The sequence below is a fragment of the Sulfitobacter sp. 1A13679 genome, from assembly GCF_043557115.1.
GTDB classification, from domain to species: Bacteria; Pseudomonadota; Alphaproteobacteria; order Rhodobacterales; family Rhodobacteraceae; genus Sulfitobacter; species Sulfitobacter faviae.
Map to the genome: position 1 here is coordinate 77,927 of NZ_JBIFFO010000006.1, position 25,164 is coordinate 103,090.

Sequence of the window (25,164 nt, forward strand, 5' to 3'; positions counted from 1 at the left end):
CCGCGCTATTCCTCGCGGCTCAGCTCGCCTTCGACAAAGTTGGGGGTCAGCGGCGGCGCCGCGTGACGCTCTTGGGTTTCGGGATCGCTGCGCAGGGTCATGCGCAGCAGCCCCCATGCCACGATGGTCAACTGAAAACCGCCAAGCGCCAGCGGCAGGCCGCGCGGACCCAGCGTATCCAGCAGCACACCCGCCAGCAGCGGTCCGATTGCGGCGCCAATCCCCTGCATCAGCACCAGCCCACCCGAGACGGCCACCACCGCCGAGCCGGGGGCGCGGTCGTTGACATGGGCGATGACGATGGATTGCGCAGGCAAGACTAGCCCGCCAATGGCAAAGCCCAGCACCAGCAGCATCGACCCCGAAGGCGCGGGGATCGGCAGGGTCAGCATCATCAAAGCACCGCCCGCCACAGCCAGTCCGACGCCCAAGCCCCGGCGGCTCATCCGGTCGGAAACCCAGCCCAACGGGAATTGCAGCATCAGCCCGCCGATGGTGAAGGCCGCGATCAGCAGGGCGATGCGCGCTTGGGTATAGCCCATCTCCTGCGCGAAGAGCGGTGCCAGCCCGTAGAACGTCCCGATAGAGGCCCCGACCAGCCCTGCGCTGACCGCCCCGTAGGGCGACAGCCCCCACAGTCGGCGCAGCGATGGCGGCTCCTGCGCGCCTTCCGAGCGTGGCCCCTCCACACGGCTAAGCGAGATCGGCACCAGCGACAGCGACATCACGATGGAGACAAGCACGAAGAGGATGAACTCAGCCGGATCCCCGAGGTTCAGCAGGAACTGCCCCGCCGCACCTGAGGCCATGCCGACCATGCCGTAGACCGCGAGCAATTTGCCCCGTTGCGCGGAACTCACAGAGGCGTTGAGCCAGCTTTCCGTCACGATGATCAACCCGGCAAAGGCAAAGCCAGTGAGGCAGCGCACGGCGATCCAGACCCAAGGGTCGATGAAAGCCAAATGCATCAGCGCCGCGGCGGAGGCGACAGAGGCGAGTGCTGCAAAGGTGCGGATATGGCCCACCCCGCTGATCAGCCGCGGTGCCACGAAGGAGCCCACGCTCAGCCCCGCGAAAAAGCCCGACATGATGAGGCCGGTGGTCGCCCCGCCAAACCCTTCGAGCCCCGCGCGCACGGCCAAAAGCGTACCCTGCAACCCGTTGCTCATCTGCAAAAGCGAAAAGCCCAGTAGCAGTGTCGCCAGTGGTAGAACCGTCGCGCGCATGATGTCCCCTTGGTCTTTGATCCGGCTTGGGCCAGAATATGTGCGGCGGAAACGGAATTTCTAGTAATCAACCCCATTGCCCTTCCACCGGGCAGGCTTCCGCGCCATAGTGCTAGCAGCCAGCGGCCCCTTCGGGGAATGCCCAGCCAGTGATCAAGCAGAATTGAGGTGCCTTTTTGGGGCCGATGTTCAATTATGCGCCTCGTAACATATTTTGAAAGCGCATCCCCCGTGAAAGCCCTGCGCCAATTTTTCGTATTTTTGCTTGTTCTCGTTGCGGGTCTCTACGCGATGTTAACCTATGTCCCCGCCTCCCGCCCCTATGTGGCGGAGACCGGCTTGCTCGATCTTCTGGGGATCGAGGAGGTCGCGGAGGCGCCACAGGCCTCTGGCCGGGGCTGGGGCGGCGGCGGGCCGTCGCTGGTCGTCACCGCCGGGGTCAGCGAAGAGACTTTGGCCGACCGGATCACCGCCATCGGTGACGGGCGCGCGCGCCGCTCCGTCACGCTGCGTTCCAACGCCGTGGGGGTCATCACCGACCTGAACCTGCCCGCCGGACAGTTGATCGAAGCAGGCACCGTCGTGGCCCTGTTGGAGAATGAGGCCGAGCAGATCGCCCTGAAACAGGCCGAACTTCAGCTTGAAAACGCCCGGACCGAGCAAGACCGCGTAGAGCGGCTGCAAAACACCGGCGCGGTCAGCGAAGTGCGCCTGCGCGAGACGGAACTGGCCCTGCAAAGCGCCGAGCTTGCGCTGAGCCAAGCGCAGTTCGATCTGTCGCAACGCCGCATCCTCGCGCCGATTTCGGGTTGGGTGGGGATCACCGATATCGAAGAAGGCGACCGCGTCAATGCGCAGGATCAACTCGCCACCATCACCGACCGGAGCGAGATCCTGATCGATTTCCGCGTGCCTGAACGGGTGGTGAGCAAGCTCTCCTTGGGAAAGGAAATCACCGTCACCCCGCTTGGCATGCGCGATTTGACCCTGACGGGCGAAGTCAGCGCCATCGACAGCGTGATCGACCGTGCCAGCCGCACGCTTCTGGTGCAGGGCCGGGTGCCGAACGAAGGCGACCAGCTGCGCGCGGGCATGGCCTTTTCGGTCAGCCTGACCTTTGTCGGCGATCCTTATCTGGCGATCCCGCCGCTGGCGGTGCAGTGGTCCTCGGACGGGCCGTTTGTCTGGACGGTACGGGAGGGCAAGGCGCATCAGGTCGCGGTCGAGATCGCGCAGCGCAACAGCAATTCGGTGCTCGTCCTGTCGGATGATCTGACCGCCGATGATGTGGTGGTGACCGAAGGCGTGCAAACCCTGCGCGAAGGCGGCGAGGTGCGTGAGGTCAACCGCGCGGGCAGCGTGCAGTCAGATGCCGCCCAGACTGAGAAGACAACCCTATGAGCGCCGCCCCGACCGAAGACGCCACGCCGCCCGCGAGCACCGCTTCGGGCACCGCGCTTTTCGTGCGCCGCCCGATCCTTGCTTTCGTGCTGAACGCGCTGATCGTGCTGGCGGGCATCGCCGCGCTTTTCGGTGCGGAGGTCCGCGAACTGCCTAATGTCGACCGGCCCGTGGTCACGGTCACCACGACCTTCTCGGGCGCCTCCCCGGAATCCGTCGATCAGGAGCTCACGGGGCGGATCGAAGGGGCCGTGGGCCGGGTTTCTGGCGTGCGGGCGATTTCATCGAACTCGCGCTTCGGGCGCAGCCGGGTCACCTTGGAGTTCAACGACAGCACCGATATCGACGTGGCCGCGACCGATGTGCGCGATGCAGTGGCGCGGATCGTGAACCAATTGCCCGAAGGGGCCGACCAGCCGCAGATCGTCAAGGCCGATGCCAATGCCCAGCCGGTGATGCGCATCGCCGTGACCTCCATGGGCCGTTCGCCGGAGGAGTTGACCAAACTGGTGCAGGACCGCGTCGAAGATCGGCTGATCTCGGTCAACGGTGTGGCGGATTTGCAGGTCTACGGCGACCGCGAGCCTTTCTTCCGCGTCGATATCGACCAGTTGGAACTGGCGAGCCGGGGCCTGACCTTGGGCGACATCCAGCGCGCCTTGGCCGATGTGGCCTATGACGCGCCCGCGGGTGATCTGGCGGGCGACCGTCAGTCGATCAACGTGCGCACCACGGCCAGCGTCGTTACCACACAGGCGTTCGAGGCGATGGAGATCAAGCAGAACGTCCGGCTCGGCGATGTCGCCAGCGTCACGCTCGGCCCCGCCGAAGGGGAGACGATCCTGCGCGCCAATGGGCAATTGGGCCTCGGCATCGGCATCATCCGGCAGGCCACGTCGAACACGCTTGAGATCTCGCGCGATGTGCGCGCCGTGGTGGGGGAGTTGAACGAAACCCTGCCCGAGGACGTGCGGATTTTTGTGACCTCGGACGATGCGACCTTTATCTCAGGCTCGATCCGCGAGGTGCTCTCAACACTGGCCTTTGCCGTGGGCATCGTGGTGGCGGTGATCTTTGTCTTCCTGCGTGATTTCCGCGCCACGCTGATCCCGGCGCTGACCCTGCCCGTGGCGCTGATCGGCACTTTGGCGGCGATCTATCTGGTGGGCTTTTCGATCAATATCCTGACCCTTCTGGCGCTGGTTCTGGCCACCGGGATGGTCGTGGATGACGCGATTGTGGTGCTGGAGAATATCGTGCGCCAACGGGCGGCGGGCATGGGGCCACGCGCGGCGGCGGTGCTGGGCACCTCGCAGGTCTTCTTTGCGGTCGTCACCACCACGGCCACGCTGGCGGCGGTCTTTATCCCGCTGTCGTTCCTGCCCGGACAGGCGGGCGGGCTGTTTCGGGAGTTTGGCTTTACCCTCGCCATCGCGGTGATGCTGTCCTCGGTCGTGGCGCTCAGCCTTTGCCCGGTCTTGGCGAGCCGCTTGTTGACCAAACCCGCGGCCGAGAACCCGCGCGGTCCTGTCGTGTGGCTTGGCAACCTGCTGTACCGCGCCTATGCGGCGACGCTTAGATGGGCGCTGGCGATGCCCTATGTCGTGGTGCTGCTCGCGGCCTTCGTCGCGCTGACAGCGGTGCTGGTCTCGGGCGAAATCCGGCAAGAGCTGACCCCGCGCGAAGATCGCGCCGTGGCCCTGCTCAGCGTCTCGGCCCCGCAGGGCGTCTCGCTTGATTATACCCAAAGCAAGATGCGTGAGATCGAAGACCTGATTACCCCGCTGCAAGAGGCGGGAGAGGTGACGAACATCTTCTCCATCACCGGATTTGGCGCGGATAACCGGGGTTTTATGGTCTTCACTCTCGCCGGATGGGAGGATCGCGCCCGCAGCCAAGATGAGATCGTGGGCGAGATCAACGGCAAGCTGCGCGGCATCGTGGGCGTGCGGGCCTTTGCAATCCAACCCAATTCCCTCGGTATTCGCGGCGCGGGGCGGGGGCTGTCTTTCGCGATCACCGGGAATAATTACGAACAACTGTCGCTGGTCGCGCAGGCGATGGTGGACCGGCTGAGCACGAACCCCGCGATGGGGCAGGTGCGGCTGGAGTATGAACGCACGCAGCCGCAGCTTTTCGTGCAGATCGACCGGACGCTTGCCGCTGATCTCGGCGTCGATATCACCGGACTGGGGCAGGCTTTGCAAGCCATGCTCGACGGGCGCGAGGTGGCGTCGGTCTTTATCGACGACACCAGCTATGGCGTGCAGATGCTGTCGACCTCGGACCCGGTGAACGATCCGCGCGACCTTGAGAACGTCTTTGTCCAATCGGGCAACGGGCAGACGATTTCGCTGGCCAGTTTTGTGACCCTCGAAGAACGCGCCGTTGCGCCCGAGTTGGACCGGGAGGGCCAGAACCGCTCGGTCGAGATTTCCGCCGGGCTGACGCCGGGCCTGTCGCTGGGCGATGCATTGGAACAGGTGCGCGCGGTCGGGCAAGAGGTGTTGGACGATGAAAACCTGATCGTGCCGCTGGCCGAGGCCGCCGCGTTGGATCAAACCAGTTCAGGGCTTTTCGTGACTTTCGGCTTTGCGATCCTCGTGGTTTTCCTTGTCCTCGCCGCGCAGTTCGAAAGCTTTATCTCTGCCATCGTGGTGATGGCCACGGTGCCCTTGGGGCTGGCCTGCGCGATCTTCGCGCTGCTGATGACGGGGCAGAGCCTCAATGTCTACAGTCAGATCGGTCTGGTCATGTTGATCGGGATCATGGCCAAGAACGGGATTTTGATCGTCGAATTTGCCAACCAATTGCGCGATCAGGGGGCGGATATCCACGCGGCGATCTTTGGCGCTTCCACCATCCGCCTGCGTCCGGTGATGATGACGATGACCTCTACCGTCTTGGGCGGCGTGCCGTTGATCCTCTCGGCGGGTGCGGGGGCCGAGGCGCGCGAGGCGCTTGGCTGGGTGATCGTCGGGGGGCTGGGCATGGCCACGCTCTCGACCCTCTATCTCACCCCTGTCGCCTATTTCCTGCTGGCGCGGTTCACCACGCCCAAAGCCGCCGAAGAAGCCCGGCTTCAGGCCGAGCTGTCTCAGGCGCAACCGGTCTGAGCCTGCCCGATATTTACGCATCGATGCAACTTCGCGCGGGAATGGGCGTTTAGCCCTGTAGGATCGAAGAGAGAGGGACAAAACGTGCAGGGCGATTTGGAACTGGCTAAGACGAACCACGCGCAAGCGGCCAACGGCCAAAGCCTGTTCAATGACAAGACGACATGGCGCGTCGCCCGGGCCGAGCGGTTTGGCCTTATTGTCGATGCGGCGGATTATTTCCGGGTCCTGCGCGAGATCTTCCTCGGAGCGCGGCAGCAGTTGATGCTGATCGGCTGGGATTTCGATTTCGAGCTTGAGATGCTGCCCGGCGAAAGTGACGAAGACGGCAATGCGCCGGACGGCTATCCCAACCAACTTGGCGCTTTTGTCGAGGCGGTGGTGGAGCGGAGGCCGGAACTGAATGTCTATCTGCTCAAATGGAACGGCGCCGTGCTGGCCGCGCCGGGGCGATTGGTGCCCTCGTTAGCGCTCAGCCTATTCGGTGGCGACCGGATTCACTTTGCCTTGGACGGCCACCACCCCTTCGGCGCCTGCCACCACCAAAAGATCGTCGTGGCCGACGATGCTCTGGCCTTTTGCGGCGGGATCGACGCGACCGAAGACCGGTGGGACACGCCCGACCATCTGCCGCACGACCCGCGCCGCCTGCGCAAGGATGGCACACCCTCCGACCCTTGGCATGACGCGACTTCGGCCATGTCAGGCCCCGCCGCCGCCGCCTTGGGTGAGCTTTCGCGCCGGCGTTGGTTCCGCGCCACGGGGGATGAGATTGCGCGCCCTGAGGATGCGCCCATGTTCGAATGGCCCGAAGACCTGCCGATTGATGCCGAAAACGTCGATGTGGGCATCGCCCGGACGGAGCCGCCGTTTGACGAAGAGCCACTGATCAATGAGATCGAACGGCTCTATATCGCAGGGATCCAATCGGCGCGTGACTATATTTATATTGAATCGCAGTACCTCGCTGCCGCCTCGGTCTGTGATGCGCTCAAGGCGCGTTTGGCCGAAGAGGATGGGCCGGAGGTCGTCATCATCAACCCGCGCGATGCGGAATCCCAGTTGGAAGATGACGCCATGCATGTGCTGCGTGAGCGGCTTGTGGAAGAGCTGAAACGCGCCGATCACCAAAACCGCTTTCGCATCTATTTCCCCGTCACCGAGGAGGGGGAGCCGATCTATGTTCATGCGAAGATCATGATTATCGACGATCATCTTTTGCGCCTCGGTTCCAGCAACCTTAACAACCGTTCCATGGGGTTTGATACCGAATGCGATGTCGCGATCGAACACCCCGCAGAGGTGATTGAAGGGTTCAGAACCCGCTTGATTGCCGAACACCTCGGCCTGCCGCTCGAACGTGTGGCCGAGGTGATGGCAGAGAAGAAGTCGATGATCGGGACCATTGAAACCCTCAACCGCAAGAAGGGCCGTGGCCTGCGGGCGGTGTTCCGGGGCAGCGAGACTGTTGTCGGTGGTTTTCTTGCAGATACCCGCCTGCTCGACCCGCGCTACCATCCGGGGGAGGCCACGACCACCGGGCGCGGCATCCGCCCACGTCACATGGCGCTGATCGCGGGCGGGCTGGGGCTTGCATGGCTGGCTTGGCGCAAATGGGGGCGTGGCGACGACCGGCGTTCGTAAAGGCTAGGGGGCGGCTTAGACGGTTGGGGCTTTAAGCGAGACGGGTGCGGGTTCAGCCGGTGCGGCAAGCACCTGCCGCGAGGTCTCTGCAACCCAGGCTACCCCATAGAGCGCCGCCGTTCCGACAACAGGCAGAACCCACGGCATCCACTGCGCCTCTGGCCGCGCCATCATCGCAACCTGACAGATCAGCGCCAGAACGGTGCCGCTGGCAAAGACCAGCAGACCATGCCGACCGATCAGCCGGACGGGGCTGGCCACGGCATGGGCCGAGAGGCGGGTGACGGTCTGCAACTGTGACAGGAAATACCCCAAGGACAGAATGTGAATGAAACGCGGGGCAGAGAGATAGGTCTTGTCGTGCGAAGTGATGTTGAAGGGCACCCCGGCCTCTCTCAAATGATGCATTTGCAGGTTCAGGAAACGGCCCAAACCCGGCACATAGCGCCATGCGAAGACGCCCAGCAGGATGGCGACGGACAGCCAGAACAGCGCTGGCGAGTTCGGGAAAAAACGGTAGCCCTGCCGCTGGCTCAGACCCACCAGCAGCCCGCAGACAAAGATCGCTTGCCATGCGAAGGGGTTGAAGAACCAGCCGCCTGGGTTGGGGTAGTTCGGCAGGTTCAGCCGGAAGACCCCGGTCAGCAGCCAAAGCACCAGCGACAGCACGAGAAGCAGGCGCGGCCAGCGCAGCCCTAGCATGATCGCCGCCGGGGCGCAGACCAGCAGGACGGAATAGGCGGGCAGAATGTTCACATAGCCGAACTGATGCGTCAAAAGCGGAATGCCGATCACGCTTTGGGTGGGGTTTTGGAAGACCTGCCGCATGTTGATCTTGGTCAGGAAGGCGGCCTCTGTGGTGATCTGGAAGGCAGCGGCGAAGATGCCCAAGGCCACTGCTGAGAGCAGGAGTTGCACCACGTAAAGCGACCACGCCCGTTTCCACAGGGGCGCGATGGCACGCCAGAGGCCGTGGCGCACCCTGCCTCGCGCGATAAAACGCGGCGTATAGGCCAAGCCTGCAGCGATGCCGGACATGAGGAAGAACGCCTCCGCCGCGTCGGCGAAACCGAGGTTGCGGATGGTCAGGGCCTCATAGGGGTTGCCCGGGACGTGGTTGATAAAGATCATCACCAGCGCCAGCCCGCGAAACAGGTCGATGCGCGGATCGCGGGCGGATTTGGGAGCCGCGCCGGCAGCCCGTGCGGCGGGCGATAGCCCGGTGTTAGGCGGTGGCATGGGGCAGATCCGCCGCTTTAGGTTCTGGCATCAGATGTTCGTCATTCCACGTCAGCCGCCAAACATCGCAGATGCTGTCGTATTCCGCGACGACATCGCGCGGCGCGGCATCCTCGGGCACGGCGAAAAGCCTGCGGGGCAGGGGGCGGGAGGTCCAGGAGATGAGCAGCGGCGCCAGCAGCATCGGGACCGCCACGGGCAGCAGCCAGACGGTCAGATCGGGCGCGACCCATTGTACCGCCGCGAGGATCACCGCCCCGATGAACACGATCCACCGGCCCGCCGTCCAGCCATCGGCCAAGCTCAATTGGCCCTCGTTTCGTTGGTTGGCGGGCCAGCCGCCGTCTTGGCCCGAGAGGACCTGCAACACTGCGCGACTGTGGTAGAGCAGCATCAGGGGGGCCAGAAGCGTGGTCAGCACGATCTCGGTCAGCACCGAGAGCGCCATCCGCAAAGCGCGGCCAAAGTCGCGCGCGCGGTCGGTCAGAAGCGCATGGATCAGGATCAGCAGTTTTGGCACCACCAACAGCCCCAGCACGCCCAAAGCCAGCAGCGTGATCTCGCGCGCGCTGGTATCGGGGAAGACGGGGAAAAGCTGATAGGGGCCGGGGAAATATTCCGGCGGCGGCGCGTAGAGCGTGCTGATCGCTGAGGTGATCAGAAAGGCCGCCCAGAGAAGCGAGACCACATAGGCGGTCACATTCTGCAAAAAGACGAAGCGGCTCCACCCCGCCAAGCCGGGCGCAAAGATCAGCCGCGCATGTTGCAGGTTGCCTTGGCACCAGCGCCGCTCGCGCCGCGCGAAGGAGAGTACGTTTTCGGGGCCCTCCTCAAAGGAGCCGCCCAAGGTCTCATCCACCTCGACCTTCCAACCGGCGCGGGCGAGCAAGGCCGCCTCGACATAATCGTGGCTCAGGATATGCCCGCCCAAGGGTGGCGGGCCAGAGAGTTCGGGCAGGCCACAGCTTTCGGCAAAGGCGCGGACGCGGATGATCGCGTTATGGCCCCAAAACGGCCCCGTCGCCCCTTGCATGCGGGCAAGGCCACGGGTGAAGATCGGCCCGTGGAACCACGAGGCGAACTGCAAGGCGCGGCCAAAGAAAGACCGCGCGCCGATGATCTTGGGCAGGGTCTGCAAGAGCCCCAACTGCGGATCGGCCTGCATCCGCGCGATCATGGCGCGGATCGTCTCGCCCTCCATCAGACTGTCGGCGTCAAGGATCACGGCAAAGTCATAGGCCCCGCCGTAGCTGCGAATGAATTCTTCGATATTGCCCGCCTTGCGGCCCGCGTTGTCCTGCCGCCTGCGGTAAAAGATGCGGCCTTGGCCCTCGGTTTCGCGCAGCAGGCGGGCGAAGGCAAATTGCTCTTTCCCGGCCAGCGCGTCATCGCGGGTGTCCGACAGAACGACAAAATCCACCGTAACCCCGGCCCGGGCGACAGAGCGGTCAATCGCGGCGATGCGGGCGAAGGTGGTGAGCGGGTCTTCGTTGCAGATGGGCACCGGGATCACCGTGCGCGGCTGCGGTGCCTCAAGCGCGGGGCGGGGCGGCGTCGATCTGCCGCCGAAAAGCCCGATCAGCGCCAGCGACGCGCCCCAAGCCAACCAAGCGGTGGTGGCGAAAACGAGCAGGGCGCGGAGGCCGTCCCAGCCGCTGAACCCATCCCGCGCCGCAGCCTCGGCCAAAAGGGTCGCGGCAAGGGCTGCGGAGCCGAGCGACAACAGCAGGGCGACCGCCCGTGCAAAACGGGTCGGGCCATCCGCCGCGATCTGCCTGTGCTGGGAGGTCATGGTGCTCAGGCCTTACGCCGCAGCAGAAATGCCCGCGCAAGGTCGGCCAGCCCGGCCAGATGGCCGCGCCGTTCCAAGCTCTGCCGTGGCATCGCGAGTGGGGCGGCGGGCGGCATCCAGTTCTCGCCCTCGCCAGCCATTGCGGAAGTGGGGGTCGTCGCGTCTTGAAGGGTCATGCGTTGATCCATTGGTACACCCATGTCTCTGTCAGATTGCGTTCATATCCCGATAGAACTGCCTTGATTTCGACGATGGCATCAGGCTCGGCGCGCAGTTCCAGCACCAGCCGCCATTCGTCCCTGCCATCCACCCGGCTTAGGATCGCCTCAACGATTTCGCCGTTTTGTGCGCTGGTGACGGGTTCAAGCTCGGCGTCGCTCGGCATATCGCTGAGCTGCCCGCCTGCGAAGTCGATGACGAATTTGCGGGTCTCGGTGTCTGCCTCAACACCCGCCACCCCGCCATGGCCTGAGCGCAGCCGTACCACGCGGCCAAGGGTCTGCGGCGTCGCGCCCGGCGGGGTCATTCCCCAGTGCATGCGGTAGCCGTAGGCCAGTTCATCGCCCGCGCGGGTCTCCTCTTCGGGGATCCAATAGGCCACGATATTGTCATTGCCTTCCAGATCCGAAGGTATCTCGACCAGCCGCAGTGTGCCTTTGCCCCAGTCTCCCATGGGTTCGATCATCAGCGAGGGGCGGCGTTCGTAATGGGCCTGCGCGTCGAGGTAATGCTCAAAGTCCCGGCTGCGCTGCGCCAGCCCGAAAGACCGCGGGTTCTGCGCCCCGAAATAGGAACTCGCCAAACGCGGCGGATTGTTCAGCGGGCGGCAGAGGGTGGTATCCTTGCCTGTGTTCAGCACCAAGACTTCGCTGTCATGCACCGCGGGGCGGAAGTCGTCGAAATTCCCCTTATCCGCGCCATTGTGCAAAAACATCGAGGTCAGCGGTGCGATGCCAAGCTGCTTGATGTCCTCGCGCAGGAACAGACGCATGGTGACCTCGACGGTGGTGTCTTCGCCCGGGGTGATCACAAATTGATAGGCCCCGGTGACCGAGGGGCTGTCGAGTGCGGCATAGATCGTGGCGCTATCGTCACCCGGTTCGGGGCGGCGCAGCCAAACCTCGCTGAAGCGGGGGAATTCCTCACCTTCGGGCAGGCCGGTGTTCACGGCCAATCCCCGCGCGCTCAGCCCATAGAGCGTGTCCTTGCCCAAGGCGCGGAAATAGCTCGCCCCTTGGAAGACGATCAATTCATCGAAAATATCAGCCCGGTTGAGCGGGGTGTGCAGGCGGAAACCGGCGACGCCCGGCATCTCGGCATTGGGTGGGATCGACTTGGCGAGTTCTTCGTCGTCATACTCGAAATCGGCGGTGGTAAAGCCCATCGGTTCCACCGCGTCGCCCCGGACTTCGTTGATCTTCACCGCCTCTTTGAACAGCCAACCGGGGTGGAAGGCGTGCAGCCTGAAGGCCACGCCCTTTTCCTGCCAGCGGGCCTGCTCGGGCCGGAACCGGATGCGTTGGTAGGCGTCGTAATCCAGATCGGCAAGGAAGCCTTCGACAGGCTTCGGGGCCATATAGGAGGTCTGGGCCAATCGCCGCATATCTTCGACCAGCCCGTCGAAGGTGAAGGAGGCGGCGGGCACCTCCTGCGCCGCGCTGTGCCGCGGCATGAGCGCGGCGGCAAAGGACGCGGCGGAGAGGGTGAGGAACTGGCGGCGTTCTAGGGTTTCGGACCGCTGTTCAATCGGTCGTGCAGTCGGGAAATTCGGCAAAACAATACCTCAGAAGACACGTTAAGAGTGTGCAATTTTTTCCCTATCTAATCTTTTTGCGGAGGCTGGAAACTTGATATTGCAACTATCAGCGGAATGCCGCAGGTCAGCGCGGAAAACCGCCGATCCGCCTGGTGCGCGGTGAGGGCTGCACAAATTTTCGCCTTGATTTCCGTAGGATCGCCGCTTTTTTGTGACAATCGCCCTGCGGTAGCGGCAAGATTTTGCGGCGCTTTGAGGCGTGTTTGGGCGGGATCGCGCCCCACCCCCGCGGGAGGGTGGCGCGCGGTGGGGGTCAGACGGCGTCGTGCCCTTCGGCCAGCAAACGCTCAAGGCTGCGCATCTCGGCATCCGTCAGGGGAATCCCCTTGGCCCGCGTCTCGGCACGCGCCTTGAAACGGCGCTGCGAGGGCAGCCGCGCCCCTTGGCCGGTGATCGCGTCAAAGAGGGTTTCCGCCCGCGCGAAGGGATCGCCGGGGCGGCCTGCGGCAAACGTTTTGGGGTCGAAGGCGATGATCAATTCGCCATGCGCGGGCGCAAGGGTGAGCGCGCCCAAGGCATCGCGCGCTTCAGGGCTGGTCAGGTCACCGATCATCACCCCGGCAAGCAATTCGATCATGGTCGAGATGGCCGACCCCTTGTGCCCGCCGAAGGGCAGCATGGCCCCGGCGAGGGCGGCTTCGGGGTCGGTCGTCGGGCTGCCATCGGGGGCGATGGCCCAGCCTTCGGGCAGGGGCGTGCCCGCGCGGCGGTGCAATTCGATCTCCCCCCGCGCGGCGACGCTGGTGGCGAAGTCAAAAACGTAAGGGTCGCCCCCTTCCCGAGGCCAGCCAAAGGCGAAAGGGTTGGTCCCCATCAAGGGGTCGGTTCCGCCAGAAGGGGCGACGCTGGCATAGCTGGGGCACATGGCCATGGCCGCGAGGCCCATCTCGGTCAGCGCCTCGATCTCGGGCCAGAGCGCGGCGAAATGGGTGCAATCGTTGATCACCATTGCGGCGATTCCGGTGGTGCGGCAACGCTCTGCCAGTACCGGCGCGCCTGCTTCGAAGGCGGCATTGGAGAACCCGCCGCCCGCGTTCACGCGCACCACGGCGCTGTCGTCGTGATGCACCTGTGGCACCGCGTCGGGCACCACCTTGCCCGCTTTGATCGTGCGCAGGCAGCCTTCGATCCGGTAGATGCCGTGGGATTTGCAGGCATCGCCTTCGCCCGCGACAATCACCCGCGCGAGGGCGGCGGCATTCAGGGGCGACAGACCCGCGCCTTGGAAAATCCGAATGACCATCGCGGTCAGGTCATCGTGAGAGAGGGTTGTGTCGGCCATCTGAAACCTCGCAGGGCTTGGGTTGCAATCATGCATACATCATGTATGCAGATGCGGAGAGACGCAAGCTGACACCGGGCCGCGGCCCGCATGAAAGGATAGACGATGGCCTTTACCCCCCATGGCAAACACCTGATCGCTGGCGAATGGATCGCCACGGATGACCGCTTTAGCTCTAGCCCGGCCCGTGGGCCGGCGCATGACTACTCGGTCGGCACGGTGGAGTTGGTCGACCAAGCCTGCGAAGCTGCCGAAGCGGCGTTTTGGGACTATGGCTATTCCAGCCGCGCGACCCGCGCCAAATTCCTCAACGCCATCGCCGATGAGATCGACGCCCGCGGGGCCGAGATCACCGAGATCGGCAGCCAAGAAAGCGGCCTGCCCGAAGCGCGGCTGGAAGGGGAGCGGGGCCGGACCGTGGGCCAACTCCGCCTGTTCGCGGCGCATATCGAACAGGGTGACTACCTCGACCGCCGCTTCGATGCCGCCATGCCCGAACGCCAGCCCGCCCCGCGGCCCGCGATCACCATGGTGCAACGCCCCATCGGCCCCGTGGCCGTCTTTGGCGCGTCGAACTTCCCGCTGGCCTTCTCCGTGGCGGGCGGTGACACCGCAGCGGCGCTGGCGGCGGGCTGTCCGGTCGTGGTCAAAGGTCACTCCGCCCATCCCGGCACCGGAGAGATCGTGGCCGAAGCGATCCATGCGGCGGTTGAAAGCTGCGGCATGCCGCGCGGGGTCTTCTCGCTGATCCAAGGCGGCAACCGCGCCGTGGGGCAGGCCGTGGTGCAGCATCCTCGGATCAAGGCCGTGGGCTTCACCGGCTCGCTCGCCGGGGGCCGGGCGCTCTTCGATCTCTGCGCCGCGCGGCCAGAGCCGATCCCCTTCTTCGGCGAGTTGGGCTCGGTCAATCCGATGTTCATGCTGCCCGCCGCGATGGCGGCACGGGCCGAGGAGCTTGGCAAGGGCTGGGCGGCATCGCTGACCATGGGCGCGGGCCAGTTCTGCACCAATCCCGGCATTGCCGTGGTAATCGACGGGCCGGGCGCCGACGCCTTCGTGCAAAACGCGGCCACAGCGCTGCAAGAGGTGGCCCCGCAGGTCATGCTGACAGACGGTATTGCCGAGGCCTATTGCGCAGGGCGGGACAAGTTCAAATCCGCGCCAAGCCTGCGCCAAGTGCATCTGGCCGACAGCGAAGGCCGCACCGCCGCGCCTGCGCTCTTCGAGACCACGGGCGAAGAGTTCAAGGCCAATCCGGCGCTGCACGAAGAGGTCTTTGGCCCTCTGGGCTTGGTGGTGCGGGTCTCTTCGCTGGAAGAGATGCGCGCGCTGGCACTCGATCTGGACGGGCAGTTGACCATCACCCTGCATATGGATGACGCGGATGTCGACGCCGCGCGCGACCTCATGCCGGTGCTGGAACGCAAGGCGGGTCGCCTGTTGGCCAACGGTTTCCCGACAGGGGTCGAGGTGGTGGATTCCATGGTGCATGGCGGGCCGTATCCGGCCAGCACCAACTTCGGCGCGACCAGCGTGGGCACCCTGTCGATCCGCCGTTTCTTGCGGCCCGTGTCTTATCAGAACCTGCCTGAGGCGCTGTTGCCGGAAGACGCGGCGGGATAATCTGAGATCGCAAAAGCCGGGCCGCGCGCCCGGCTTTTCGCATTTGTTTCGCCGTGGGGGAGCAGCCCAACCGGCTGCTCTTTCGCGACCATGCTGGCCAGGCCGGATTGTATCAGAAATATGTCGACATGCCGGTAAAAGTTAAAAATACATATTGTATTTTTAATGAAGACATTGTTCCTTCATACCACCCCGCACCCCGTCCAGAGAGAGTCGGGGGCGACCAACCCAAGAGGGAGATACCTATGAAATTCACGCAACTCGCCGGGAGCCTCGTGGCTGCGACCGTGATCGGCACCGCCGCTCAGGCCGACAAATTGGACGACATCATTTCTTCGGGCACGCTGCGCTGCGCCGTGGTGCTGGACTTCCCGCCCATGGGCTCGCGCGATGACAGCAATACGCCCGTCGGCTTCGACGTGGACTATTGCAACGATCTGGCCGCCGCCCTTGGCGTCGAAGCCGAGATCGTGGAGACGCCCTTCCCCGACCGTATCCCAGCCCTCGTCTCGGGCCGCGCGGATGTGGGTGTTGCCTCCACCTCTGACACGCTGGAGCGCGCCAAGACCGTCGGCTTCTCGGTGCCCTATTTCGCCTTCACCAACGTCGTGCTGACCCGCGAAGACGCGGGCGTCGACAGTTTTGAAAGCCTCAAGGGCAAGACAGTGGGTTCCGTCGCGGGCACTTTCGAAGCCATCGCGCTGGAAGAGCAGGTCGACGCATGGGACGAAGGCAGCTTCCGTTCCTACCAGAGCCAAGCGGACGTCTTCCTGTCGCTGGCCCAAGGCCAGATCGACGCGACGGTCGTGACCTCCACCGTGGCCTCCTCCATCGTGGCGAGCGGCAAGTTCGACGGTCTGACCATCGCGGGCGATGCGCCCTTTGACGTGGACTATGTCGGTCTGATCGGCCTGCGTCAGGAATACGGTCTGCTGAACTACCTCGACCTCTTCGTGAACCAGCAGGTGCGCTCGGGCCGTTATCAGGAACTGTTCGACAAATGGGTCGGCGGCGAGGCGCCGGACCTGACCATCGCCAAAGCCTATCGCTGATGAATGCGGGGCCGCGACCTGCGGCCCCCTTGCCGATAACCGCTGATCGGAGCAAGAGATGGGCAACTATACCTTTCAATGGCGACAGGCCTTTCGCGCCTTACCAGAGATGCTGGAAGGCGCGCTGGTCACGCTGCAAATATCGATCCTGTCGATGCTCATCGGCATTGCCATCGCCGTGCTGCTGGCCGTGGGCCGGGATGCCAAATCGGCTTGGCTGCGGGCGCCTGCGACCGCATGGGTCGAAGTGGCGCGCAACACGCCGGCGCTGTTTCAGATTTACATGGCGCATTTCGGGCTTGGGTCTTTCGGGATCTATCTCAGCCCCTACGCCGCGCTGCTGGCGGGGATCGCCTTTAACAACGCGGGCTACCTTTGCGAGACGTTCCGCGGCGCGATGCGCGCCATTCCGGGGACGCAACTGCGCGCCGGACGGTCACTGGGCATGGGGCAGGCCAAGGCGTTTCGCTTGATCATCCTGCCGCAGATGTTCCGCATCTCGTTCCTGCCGACGACGAACCAGATGATCTGGGCGATCTTGATGACCTCTCTGGGGGTCACAGTGGGGCTGAATTCGGATCTCGCCGGGGTGACGCAAGACCTCAACGCGCGCAGCTTCCGAACCTTTGAATTCTTCGCATTGGCGGCGGTGATCTACTACGTGATCGCCAAGACCGTGATGCTTGGCGCACGGCTGCTTGCGGCCCGCCTGTTTCGCTACTGAAGGAAGAGAATAGATGTTTGATACGGCTCTGACCTTCAACGACCTGTTGTTCATGCTCAAAGGCGCAGGGGTGACGCTTTCGGTCACCGCCTTCGCGGTGGTGGGCGGCACGCTGCTGGGGGTGTTCTTCGGGGTGCTGCGCAGCCAGATCAGCCCATGGGCGGCGCTGCCGCTGACCTTCGTGCTGGATATCTTCCGCTCGGTCCCGCTGCTGATCCAATTGATCCTTGCCAACGCCTTTCAGGCCATCGCGGGCTGGGGGATTTCGCCCTTCGTGACCTCCTGCATCGTGCTGGCGCTCTATACCTCGGCCTATTGCACCGAGATCGTGCGCGGCGCGATTGAGGCGGTGCCTTCGGTCACCCGCCGTGCGGCGCGCTCACTCGGCATGACATGGGGCCAAGACCTCACGCAGATCGTCTTTCCCATGGCGCTGCGGGTTGGCCTGCCCAGTTGGATCGGCCTGACGCTCGGCGTGATGAAAGACAGCGCGCTGGTGATGTGGCTCGGCATCATCGAATTGCTGCGCGCCTCGCAAATTCTGGTGACACGCCTGCAAGAGCCGATGTTCATCCTGCTCGTGACCGGCGCGATTTACTTCGCGCTCAGTTTCCCCATTGCCCGGCTTGGCAGCCGCTTGGAAAAAAGGTGGCAAGAAAATGATTGAGATTGAAAACGTCCACAAATCTTTTGGTGCGCTTCAGGTGCTCAAGGGCATCGACCTGACCGTGCAAAAAGGCGAGGTCGTCTCGGTGATCGGCGGCTCGGGTTCGGGCAAATCGACGCTTCTGACCTGCATCAACGGGCTAGAGCCGATCGACAGTGGCCGCATCGTCGTCGACGGGACCGAGGTTCACGCCCGCGACACCGACCTGAACAAGCTGCGCCGCAAGATCGGCATCGTGTTCCAGCAATTCAACGCCTTCCCACATCTGACGGTGCTGGAGAATGTCACGCTGGCCCCGCGCAAAGTGAAAGGTATGGGCCGCAAGGAAGCCGAAGAAATCGCGGTGCAGCAACTTTCGCATGTGGGTCTGGCCGACAAGCTGGATGTCTACCCTAGCCGCCTGTCGGGCGGGCAGCAGCAGCGGATGGCGATTGCGCGTGCATTGGCCATGTCGCCCGATTACATTCTCTTTGACGAGGTGACCTCGGCGCTCGACCCGCAGCTGGTGGGCGAGGTGCTGGACACGCTCAAATTGCTGGCAGATGAGGGGATGACGATGATCTGTGTCACCCATGAGATGAGTTTCGCACGCGATGTGTCGGACCGTGTGGCCTTCTTTCACAAGGGCGTCATGGCCGAGATCGGCGCGCCGGATCAGATCTTTGGCGATCCGCAGCAAGAAGAGACCCGTCAATTCCTGTCGAGCGTGCGGTAATGAACCAAACCCCGGTGACGGTTGTCGGCGCTGGCGTGGTGGGCCTGTCCACCGCGCTGGCACTTCAGGCGCGCGGGCTACCCGTGCGGGTGATCGACCGTGAAGGCCCGGCGGCGGGCGCTTCGGCGGGCAACGCGGGCGCCTTTGCTTTTACCGAGATCCTGCCGCTCGCCTCGCCCCGGATGATCCGGCAGGCGCCGAAATGGCTGCTTGATCCGCTGGGGCCGCTGTCAGTGCCGCCGCGCTATGCCGGGCGGATCGCCCCGTGGATGTGGCGATTTTGGAAAGCGAGTTGGCCCGCGCAGGTCCGTGCCTCGACAGTGGCGCAGACGGCGCTGATGAAGCTGTCGCAGGCCGCCCTAGATCCGCATCTGGAGAGGAGCGGTCTGGCCCATATGCTGCGGCACGACGGGCAGTTGCAGGTCTATGAAAGCGAGGCCGAGTTCCGCGCCTCCCTCCCCGGATGGCAGGCCCGCGAAGAGGCGGGGATCGCCTTCACCCATCTCAAGGGCGATGAGATTGCGGCCTATCAGCCCGGTCTTGCGCCCAGCTTCACCCATGCGACCTTCACCCCGGAATGGCAATCGATCTCGGATCCGCGCGACTATGTGCTGGCGATGGCCAAACGCTTCCGGGCCGGGGGCGGGGAGATCACCATCACCCGCGCCGAACGTCTCGTCGCGGGCGGGGTCGAGACCGCCGCTGGCCTGATGCCGGGCCGCGTGGTGCTGTCCGCAGGTGCGCATTCGCATCACCTCGCGCGGACCGCTGGCGCGAAAATCCCGCTGGAGACCGAGCGCGGCTATAACACGACCCTGCCCGCCGGGGCCTTCGACCTGAAGCGCCAAATCACTTTCGGCGGCCATGGCTTTGTCATCAGCAAGGTGGGCCATGGGATGCGCGTCGGCGGGGCGGTGGAACTCGGCGGGCTTGACCTGCCGCCGAACTTTGCCCGGGCCGATGCGATGCTGAAAAAGGCCAAGCGCTTTCTGTCGGGGCTCGACACCTCGGGCGGCACGCAGTGGATGGGTTTCCGCCCCTCACTGCCCGACAGCCTGCCCGCTATCGGCGCGCTGCCAAACCGCCCGGATGTGTTCTGCGCCTTTGGCCACGGGCATCTGGGCCTCACCCAATCGGCGGGCACTGCCGCCATCATCGCGGATCTGATGACCGGTCAAGATCCCGGCATCGACCTGACCCCCTTCTCTCCCGCCCGTTTCTAGAGGCTGACATGACGCAACACACATTTCCCTGTATCGACGGCCATACCTGCGGCAATCCGGTACGGCTCGTCACCGGCGGCGCGCCGCTGTTGAAGGGCGCGAACATGCTGGAAAAGCGCGCGCATTTTCTGGCGGAATACGACTGGATCCGCACCGGTCTGATGTTCGAGCCGCGTGGGCACGACCAGATGTCAGGCGCAATCCTTTACCCGCCGACGCGGGATGATTGCGACATTGCAGTGCTGTTCATCGAAACCTCGGGCTGCCTGCCGATGTGCGGCCACGGCACCATCGGCACCGTCACCATCGCGCTTGAGAACGGGCTGGTCACCCCCGCCACCCCCGGCCAATTGCGCCTTGAAACCCCTGCCGGGCGGGTCGATGTGACCTACCGGCAAGAGGGGCGTTTCGTTGAAGAGGTGCGCCTGACCAACGTGCCCGCCTTCCTCTACGCCGAAGGGCTGACGGCGGAGGTCGAGGGTTTGGGCGAAGTGGTGGTCGATGTGGCCTATGGCGGCAATTTCTACGCTATCGTCGAGCCGCAGAAGAACTTCCGCGATATGGCAGATTTTTCGGTCTCCGAATTGGTCGGCCTTAGCCCGAAACTCCGCGTCGCGCTCAATGCGAAATATGAGTTCATCCACCCCGAACACCCCGCGATCCACGGGCTGAGCCATATCCTCTGGACCGGCGCCCCCCGCGCGGGAGAGGCGCACGCCCGCAACGCGGTTTTCTACGGTGACAAGGCGATCGATCGTTCGCCCTGCGGCACTGGCACCTCGGCGCGGATGGCGCAGTTGGCGGCCAAGGGCAAGCTGAATGTCGGCGATGATTTCGTGCATGAATCCATCATCGGCTCCATGTTCAAAGGCCGTGTCGAAGCGGCGGCAGAGGTGGCCAGCAGGCCCGCGATCATCCCCTCCATCGCCGGTTGGGCGCGGGTGACGGGCTTTAACACCATTTTCATCGACGAGCGTGACCCCTTCGCGCACGGCTTTGTCGTCACCTGATATAAAGAGGCTCCCCATGGCGCATATCATCGTTCCCGCCGCAGCCCAAGGCGCGGTGCTGGCTTCCTCTGAGGGGCTGAGTTTCTGGGGCGGCGTCGATCCGGCCACGGGCAAGGTCATCGATGCGCATCACCCGCTTTGCGGTCAGTCGCTGGCGGGGAAGATCCTGCTCATGCCCACCAGCCGCGGCTCCTGCACCGGCAGCGGCGTGCTGCTGGAACTGGCGTTGAACGGTCATGCCCCTGCTGCCCTCGTGTTTCGTGAGGCCGAAGACATCCTGACCCTGGGCGCGTTGATCGCGGGGAAGATGTTCGACAAGCCGCTCGCGGTGCTGCGCCTCGGGGCCGAGGATTACGACCTGCTCGCCAAATCCCGCAGCGCGCGGATCACGCCTGAGATGCTCAGCACCGATGACTGGGATCTGCCCCTGTCGGACAGGCCCGCCCGCGCCCTGCATCTCACCGCCGAGGATCAAGCGATGCTGGACGGGGCCGAAGGCAAGGCCGTGCAACTGGCGATGGAGATCACCTGCACCATGGCCCGGGGGCAGGGGGCCGAGCGGCTGGTCGACGTGACGCGCGTGCATATCGACGGCTGCATCTACGCCAGCCCTGCCAACCTGCTCTTTGCCCAGACCATGGCCGATATGGGCTCGAAGGTGCGTGTGCCGACGACGATGAATGCGATCTCGGTCGATCACGGCAATTGGCGCGATCAAGGCGTGCCGCCGGACTTTGGCCTGCCCGCCAGCCGTTTGGCCGACGCCTATGTCACGATGGGCGCGCGGCCCAGTTTCACTTGTGCGCCCTACCAATTGCCGGCCCCGCCCGAACGCGGCGAGTTCATCGCGTGGTCGGAGTCCAACGCGGTGATCTATGCCAATAGCGTGCTTGGCGCGCGGACGGTGAAACATCCCGATTTTCTCGACCTGTGCATCGCGCTCACGGCGCGCGCGCCGCTCTCAGGGGTCTATCTAGAGGAACACCGCGCCCCGCGCCGGGTGATCGAAGTGGCGCTGCCCGCGCAGTATGACGAGGCGATCTGGCCGATGCTGGGCTGGCTGGCGGGGCAGGCCGCCCCGGACCGGATCCCGCTTTTGCGCGGGTTGGAGGGGGCCGCCCCGAATGATGACGATCTCAAAGCGCTCTGCGCGGCCTTTGGCACCACCTCCGCAGCCCCAATGCTGCATGTCGCCGGGATCACACCCGAGGCCGATCTGCCCCCTGTCGCGGAGGCCGATACGGTCCGCCTCACATCCGATGACCTGCGGCGTGTTTGGCGACAGTTCAACGCGGGGGCGGCGAAGGTCGACCTCGTGGCCTTTGGCAGCCCGCATTTCTCCCACGCAGAATGCCGCGCGCTCGACACCGCCCTTGCCGGGCGCAAGCGCCATGCCGACACGGCGGTGATCGTGACGCTTGGCCAAGACACGTTACAAGCGGCGCGCGATGACGGCACCGTGGCGCGGCTCGAAGCGGCGGGCGTGCAAGTCGTGCCCGATATCTGCTGGTGTTCGATCTCCGAGCCGGTCTTCCCGCCCTCGGCCAAGGTGTTGATGACGAACTCCGGTAAATACGCCCATTACGCCCCCGGACTGTCGGGCCGGGAGGTGCGCTTTGGCAGTATCGCGGACTGTGTCGAGGCAGCCGTGACCGGGCAGGCCGGGGAGGCTTTGCCGCCATGGCTGGCCGAAGAGGAAACAAGCAATGCGTAGCAGCAAGACGGTACATGTGATCTCGGCCCATGCCGAGGGCGAGGTCGGCGACGTGATTGTGGGCGGTGTCACCCCGCCGCCGGGCGAGACGCTGTGGGAGCAAAGCCGCTGGATCGCGCGGGATGAGACGTTGCGCAACTTCGTGTTGAACGAGCCGCGCGGCGGGGTGTTTCGCCATGTGAACCTGCTGGTGCCGCCGAAAGACCCCCGCGCCGATGCGGCCTTCATCATCATGGAGCCGGAGGACACGCCGCCGATGTCCGGTTCCAATTCGATCTGCGTCTCGACCGTGCTGCTCGACGGAGGCATCCTGCCGATGACGGAACCTGTGACGGAGCTAACCCTCGAAGCGCCGGGCGGGCTGGTGAAGGTTCGCGCCGAATGTCGCAATGGCAAGGCGGAGCGTATTTTCGTACAGAACCTGCCAAGTTTCGCGGCGCGTCTGGATGTGCCGCTTGAGGTCGAAGGGCTGGGCACGCTCACTGTCGATACCGCCTATGGCGGCGACAGTTTTGTGGTCGTCGATGCCGCCGCCATGGGGTTTTCGCTAGAGGCGCATGAGGCCCATGACATCGCGCGGCTCGGCGTGCGGATCACCGATGCGGCCAATGCGGCGATGCGGTTCGACCACCCTGAGAACCCTGATTGGCAGCATTTCTCTTTCTGCCTGTTCGCCGGTCCGGTGACCCGCGATGAGACCGGCCTGCGCGCCGGGGCGGCGGTGGCGATCCAGCCCGGCAAGGTGGACCGTTCGCCCACTGGCACCGCCCTTTGCGCGCGGATGGCCCTGCTGCACGCGCGGGGGGAAATGGGGCTGGAGGACAGTCTGACCACCGTGTCGCTGATCGGGTCGACCTTCACAGGGCGCATCTTAAGCGAGACGCGGGTGGGCGAACATATGGCCATCCAGCCAGAACTGTCGGGCCGGGGCTGGGTCACGGGCATCCATCAACATATGCTCGACCCCGATGACCCTTGGCCGGGCGGCTACCGCCTGTCCGACACATGGGGCGCGCGCGGCTAGGCGCCCTTTGCCACGTTGAACCCCGCCGCCCGGGGCAGACCGGGGGCGGGGCCAGTCTTTACAACCTCGCGCCGCCTCGGCGCGAAGCCGCCGTGTTTGGCTGACGCGAGGCAACGTCTTGCATGTGCTCTTCGTTTTCGATTGATTACTTTTCAATCAGAACACGAACTTTCAAACAACGGAGAGTCACCATGAAGCTATGCACCACACTCGCATCCTCCGCATTGGCGCTGAGCCTTGCGTTTCAGGCCCATGCCGCCGATGTGCCCGAGGGCGTGAATCTTGCCGACGATCAAACCTATACCTTCTGGCTGCTCGACGCGATCAAGTCGATGGACCCGCAGATCAACACCGACGTTGAAGGCTCAGACGTGCTGCGCAACCTTTTCGAGGGGCTCTACAACGAAGATGGCAACGGTGAGCTGGTCCCCGGTGTGGCGCTCGATCACGAAGTCTCGGAAGACGGCAAGACCTATACGTTCAACCTGCGCGACGACGCCAAGTGGTCCAACGGCGAGCCGGTCACCGCGAATGACTTCGTCTATTCATGGCGCCGTCTGGCCGACCCGGCGACCGCCTCGGAATACGCCTGGTACATGGAGTTGATGCAGGTCGAGAACGCGCCTGAGATCATCGCCGGGGACAAGTCCCCCGAGGAGCTGGGCATCCGCGCCATCGACGACTATACGCTTGAGGTCAAGATCACCACGCCGCTGCCCTATTTCCCGCAGATGCTGGTGCACGGCTCGACCTTCCCCGTGCTGCAAAGCGTGGTCGAGGAACATGGCGACGACTGGACCGATGCAGGCACGCTTGTCGGCAACGGCGCCTATACGCTGGTCGAACACCAGCTGGGCGAGCGTGTCGTGATGGAGAAGAACGACACCTATTGGGACGCCGAGAACGTGGTGATGGAAGAGATCATCGCGCTGACGATCAACGACGTGAACCAAGCCCTGACCCGCTATCTGGCCGGTGAGCTGGACCGCGTGGACATCCCCGCCGGGCAGTATCCGCGTCTGAAGAAAGAGTATCCCGAACAGGCGGTTTCCACCCCCTATAACTGCTCCTACATCTACATGCTGAACGTGGGCGAGAAGGGGCCGGAGGCGCTGAAAAACGTCAATGTGCGCAAGGCGCTGGCCTATGCCATCGACCGCGACATCATCGTCGACCGCATCCTGCAAGGCGGCCAGAAACCTTCGTACAACTGGACCCACTGGGCGATCGCCGATTTCGAGCGTCCCGAACTGGACTGGGCCGACAACATGGATCAAGCGCAGCGCGTGGAGAAAGCCAAGGAGCTGCTGGCCGAGGCAGGCTACGGGCCCGACAACCCGCTGGATCTGACGCTGCAGTACAACACCTCGGAAGATCACAAGAAGATCGCCATCGCGGCCTCGCAGATGCTCAAGCAGATCGGCGTGAACCTCACGCTCGACAACTATGAGTGGAAGGTCCACACCGACCGGATGCAGAACCAAGACTACGACATGGCGCGTTATGCTTGGTGCGGTGACTACAACGAGGCGTCGACCTATCTCGACCTCATGACCTCCTATTCGGGCCACAACAACGGCGAGTTCTATAACGACGCCTATGACAAGCTCATGAAGGACAGCAAGACCGCCGAAGATCCGCAGCCGCTTTATCAAGAAGCGGAGAAGATTTTGGCCGAGGAAATGCCGATCATCCCGATCTACCACTACGCGAACGTCGACATGATCGCGGAAGACATCGAAGGTCTGCCTGAGAACAACGTGAACAACACGTGGTACGGCAAAGACCTCTACCGTACCGCGGAGTAACCTCTCGACATTCGGGCAGCCCGGCGGTTATGGCACGGGCTGCCCGATTCTATTCTACACCCCCACAAACCCCGTATTCGGAGCGCGC

The 25,164-nt window shown here is 64.1% G+C and carries 19 protein-coding genes; 13 read left to right on the plus strand and 6 right to left on the minus strand.

The features are described 5' to 3' along the window. Nucleotides 1-5 precede the first annotated feature (5 nt). Nucleotides 6-1,226 carry an MFS transporter gene (locus tag ACGYLA_RS06710; RefSeq protein ID WP_394412908.1) on the minus strand — a complete coding sequence of 407 codons (1,221 nt, stop codon included), beginning with the start codon at nt 1,224-1,226 and terminating at the stop codon, nt 6-8. 291 nt (nt 1,227-1,517) lie between these two features. On the opposite strand from ACGYLA_RS06710, the gene ACGYLA_RS06715 reads away from it, so the two are divergent. From ACGYLA_RS06715 to ACGYLA_RS06725, 3 genes are all read left to right on the plus strand, one after another. Further along, nucleotides 1,518-2,627 (plus strand): efflux RND transporter periplasmic adaptor subunit, encoded by a 1,110-nt coding sequence (locus ACGYLA_RS06715; RefSeq protein WP_394431283.1) that lies wholly within the window; start codon nt 1,518-1,520, stop codon nt 2,625-2,627. After that, nucleotides 2,624-5,743 (plus strand): efflux RND transporter permease subunit, encoded by a 3,120-nt coding sequence (locus tag ACGYLA_RS06720; protein WP_394431285.1) that lies wholly within the window; start codon nt 2,624-2,626, stop codon nt 5,741-5,743. Before ACGYLA_RS06715 ends, ACGYLA_RS06720 begins: the two co-directional genes overlap by 4 nt. Nucleotides 5,744-5,827: 84 nt before the next feature. Further along, nucleotides 5,828-7,387 carry a phospholipase D-like domain-containing protein gene (locus ACGYLA_RS06725; RefSeq protein WP_394431287.1) on the plus strand — a complete coding sequence of 520 codons (1,560 nt, stop codon included), beginning with the start codon at nt 5,828-5,830 and terminating at the stop codon, nt 7,385-7,387. A gap of 15 nt (nt 7,388-7,402) precedes the next feature. On the opposite strand, the gene ACGYLA_RS06730 is transcribed toward ACGYLA_RS06725, so the two are convergent. The 5 genes from ACGYLA_RS06730 to ACGYLA_RS06750 all read right to left on the minus strand — a co-directional run bounded on the left by ACGYLA_RS06730 (nt 7,403) and on the right by ACGYLA_RS06750 (nt 13,516). Further along, on the minus strand, nt 7,403-8,626 hold the full coding sequence (locus ACGYLA_RS06730; protein WP_394431289.1) for an OpgC family protein: 1,224 nt from the start codon (nt 8,624-8,626) through the stop codon (nt 7,403-7,405). After that, nucleotides 8,613-10,418 (minus strand): glucans biosynthesis glucosyltransferase MdoH, encoded by a 1,806-nt coding sequence (gene mdoH / locus ACGYLA_RS06735; RefSeq protein ID WP_394431291.1) that lies wholly within the window; start codon nt 10,416-10,418, stop codon nt 8,613-8,615. Before mdoH ends, ACGYLA_RS06730 begins: the two co-directional genes overlap by 14 nt. A 5-nt stretch (nt 10,419-10,423) precedes the next feature. Beyond that, nucleotides 10,424-10,594: a hypothetical protein gene (locus tag ACGYLA_RS06740; protein ID WP_394431293.1), complete on the minus strand. Its 171-nt coding sequence runs from the start codon at nt 10,592-10,594 to the stop codon at nt 10,424-10,426. Then, nucleotides 10,591-12,090: a glucan biosynthesis protein gene (locus ACGYLA_RS06745; RefSeq protein WP_394431424.1), complete on the minus strand. Its 1,500-nt coding sequence runs from the start codon at nt 12,088-12,090 to the stop codon at nt 10,591-10,593. Before ACGYLA_RS06745 ends, ACGYLA_RS06740 begins: the two co-directional genes overlap by 4 nt. Nucleotides 12,091-12,487: 397 nt before the next feature. Beyond that, nucleotides 12,488-13,516, minus strand: coding sequence for an Ldh family oxidoreductase (locus ACGYLA_RS06750; protein WP_394431295.1), 1,029 nt, complete (start codon nt 13,514-13,516; stop codon nt 12,488-12,490). A 105-nt stretch (nt 13,517-13,621) separates the two neighbouring features. Here ACGYLA_RS06750 and ACGYLA_RS06755 point away from each other — a divergent pair, with 105 nt between their 5' ends. From ACGYLA_RS06755 to ACGYLA_RS06800, 10 genes are all read left to right on the plus strand, one after another. Next, complete coding sequence (locus tag ACGYLA_RS06755; protein ID WP_394431297.1) at nt 13,622-15,139, plus strand: aldehyde dehydrogenase (NADP(+)); 1,518 nt, start codon at nt 13,622-13,624, stop codon at nt 15,137-15,139. 245 nt (nt 15,140-15,384) lie between these two features. Continuing rightward, entirely contained in the window at nt 15,385-16,191 is an 807-nt protein-coding gene (locus tag ACGYLA_RS06760; RefSeq protein WP_067260893.1) for a transporter substrate-binding domain-containing protein, read from the plus strand. A 58-nt stretch (nt 16,192-16,249) separates the two neighbouring features. Next, the gene (locus ACGYLA_RS06765; protein WP_067260891.1) at nt 16,250-16,915 is read left to right on the plus strand and encodes an amino acid ABC transporter permease; all 666 of its coding nucleotides are present in this window, start codon (nt 16,250-16,252) and stop codon (nt 16,913-16,915) included. A 13-nt stretch (nt 16,916-16,928) separates the two neighbouring features. Continuing rightward, nucleotides 16,929-17,582, plus strand: a complete 654-nt coding sequence (locus ACGYLA_RS06770) for an amino acid ABC transporter permease (RefSeq protein WP_067260889.1) — start codon at nt 16,929-16,931, stop codon at nt 17,580-17,582. Further along, on the plus strand, nt 17,575-18,297 hold the full coding sequence (locus ACGYLA_RS06775; RefSeq protein ID WP_243268455.1) for an amino acid ABC transporter ATP-binding protein: 723 nt from the start codon (nt 17,575-17,577) through the stop codon (nt 18,295-18,297). The genes ACGYLA_RS06770 and ACGYLA_RS06775 overlap by 8 nt, the downstream gene beginning before the upstream one ends. Continuing rightward, nucleotides 18,297-19,520 carry an NAD(P)/FAD-dependent oxidoreductase gene (locus ACGYLA_RS06780; protein WP_394431300.1) on the plus strand — a complete coding sequence of 408 codons (1,224 nt, stop codon included), beginning with the start codon at nt 18,297-18,299 and terminating at the stop codon, nt 19,518-19,520. The genes ACGYLA_RS06775 and ACGYLA_RS06780 overlap by 1 nt, the downstream gene beginning before the upstream one ends. An 8-nt stretch (nt 19,521-19,528) precedes the next feature. After that, nucleotides 19,529-20,530: a 4-hydroxyproline epimerase gene (locus ACGYLA_RS06785; RefSeq protein WP_394431302.1), complete on the plus strand. Its 1,002-nt coding sequence runs from the start codon at nt 19,529-19,531 to the stop codon at nt 20,528-20,530. 16 nt (nt 20,531-20,546) lie between these two features. Further along, complete coding sequence (locus ACGYLA_RS06790) at nt 20,547-22,244, plus strand: aconitase X (RefSeq protein ID WP_394431304.1); 1,698 nt, start codon at nt 20,547-20,549, stop codon at nt 22,242-22,244. Then, the gene (locus tag ACGYLA_RS06795) at nt 22,237-23,268 is read left to right on the plus strand and encodes a proline racemase family protein (protein ID WP_394431306.1); all 1,032 of its coding nucleotides are present in this window, start codon (nt 22,237-22,239) and stop codon (nt 23,266-23,268) included. The genes ACGYLA_RS06790 and ACGYLA_RS06795 overlap by 8 nt, the downstream gene beginning before the upstream one ends. A 191-nt stretch (nt 23,269-23,459) precedes the next feature. Continuing rightward, nucleotides 23,460-25,076, plus strand: coding sequence for a peptide ABC transporter substrate-binding protein (locus ACGYLA_RS06800; protein ID WP_394431309.1), 1,617 nt, complete (start codon nt 23,460-23,462; stop codon nt 25,074-25,076). The last annotated feature ends 88 nt before the right edge of the window (nt 25,077-25,164 follow it).

Excerpts from the sequence above, each read along its gene's own strand:
- ACGYLA_RS06710 (WP_394412908.1), bottom strand. The coding sequence starts at position 1,226 with ATGCGCGCGACGGTTCTACCACTGGCGACACTGCTACTGGGCTTTTCG.
- ACGYLA_RS06715 (WP_394431283.1), top strand. The coding sequence starts at position 1,518 with ATGTTAACCTATGTCCCCGCCTCCCGCCCCTATGTGGCGGAGACCGGC.
- ACGYLA_RS06720 (WP_394431285.1), top strand. The coding sequence starts at position 2,624 with ATGAGCGCCGCCCCGACCGAAGACGCCACGCCGCCCGCGAGCACCGCT.
- ACGYLA_RS06730 (WP_394431289.1), bottom strand. The coding sequence starts at position 8,626 with ATGCCACCGCCTAACACCGGGCTATCGCCCGCCGCACGGGCTGCCGGC.
- mdoH (WP_394431291.1), bottom strand. The coding sequence starts at position 10,418 with ATGACCTCCCAGCACAGGCAGATCGCGGCGGATGGCCCGACCCGTTTT.
- ACGYLA_RS06740 (WP_394431293.1), bottom strand. The coding sequence starts at position 10,594 with ATGACCCTTCAAGACGCGACGACCCCCACTTCCGCAATGGCTGGCGAG.
- ACGYLA_RS06745 (WP_394431424.1), bottom strand. The coding sequence starts at position 12,090 with ATGCCGCGGCACAGCGCGGCGCAGGAGGTGCCCGCCGCCTCCTTCACC.
- ACGYLA_RS06750 (WP_394431295.1), bottom strand. The coding sequence starts at position 13,516 with ATGGCCGACACAACCCTCTCTCACGATGACCTGACCGCGATGGTCATT.
- ACGYLA_RS06755 (WP_394431297.1), top strand. The coding sequence starts at position 13,622 with ATGGCCTTTACCCCCCATGGCAAACACCTGATCGCTGGCGAATGGATC.
- ACGYLA_RS06760 (WP_067260893.1), top strand. The coding sequence starts at position 15,385 with ATGAAATTCACGCAACTCGCCGGGAGCCTCGTGGCTGCGACCGTGATC.
- ACGYLA_RS06765 (WP_067260891.1), top strand. The coding sequence starts at position 16,250 with ATGGGCAACTATACCTTTCAATGGCGACAGGCCTTTCGCGCCTTACCA.
- ACGYLA_RS06770 (WP_067260889.1), top strand. The coding sequence starts at position 16,929 with ATGTTTGATACGGCTCTGACCTTCAACGACCTGTTGTTCATGCTCAAA.
- ACGYLA_RS06775 (WP_243268455.1), top strand. The coding sequence starts at position 17,575 with ATGATTGAGATTGAAAACGTCCACAAATCTTTTGGTGCGCTTCAGGTG.
- ACGYLA_RS06780 (WP_394431300.1), top strand. The coding sequence starts at position 18,297 with ATGAACCAAACCCCGGTGACGGTTGTCGGCGCTGGCGTGGTGGGCCTG.
- ACGYLA_RS06785 (WP_394431302.1), top strand. The coding sequence starts at position 19,529 with ATGACGCAACACACATTTCCCTGTATCGACGGCCATACCTGCGGCAAT.
- ACGYLA_RS06790 (WP_394431304.1), top strand. The coding sequence starts at position 20,547 with ATGGCGCATATCATCGTTCCCGCCGCAGCCCAAGGCGCGGTGCTGGCT.
- ACGYLA_RS06795 (WP_394431306.1), top strand. The coding sequence starts at position 22,237 with ATGCGTAGCAGCAAGACGGTACATGTGATCTCGGCCCATGCCGAGGGC.
- ACGYLA_RS06800 (WP_394431309.1), top strand. The coding sequence starts at position 23,460 with ATGAAGCTATGCACCACACTCGCATCCTCCGCATTGGCGCTGAGCCTT.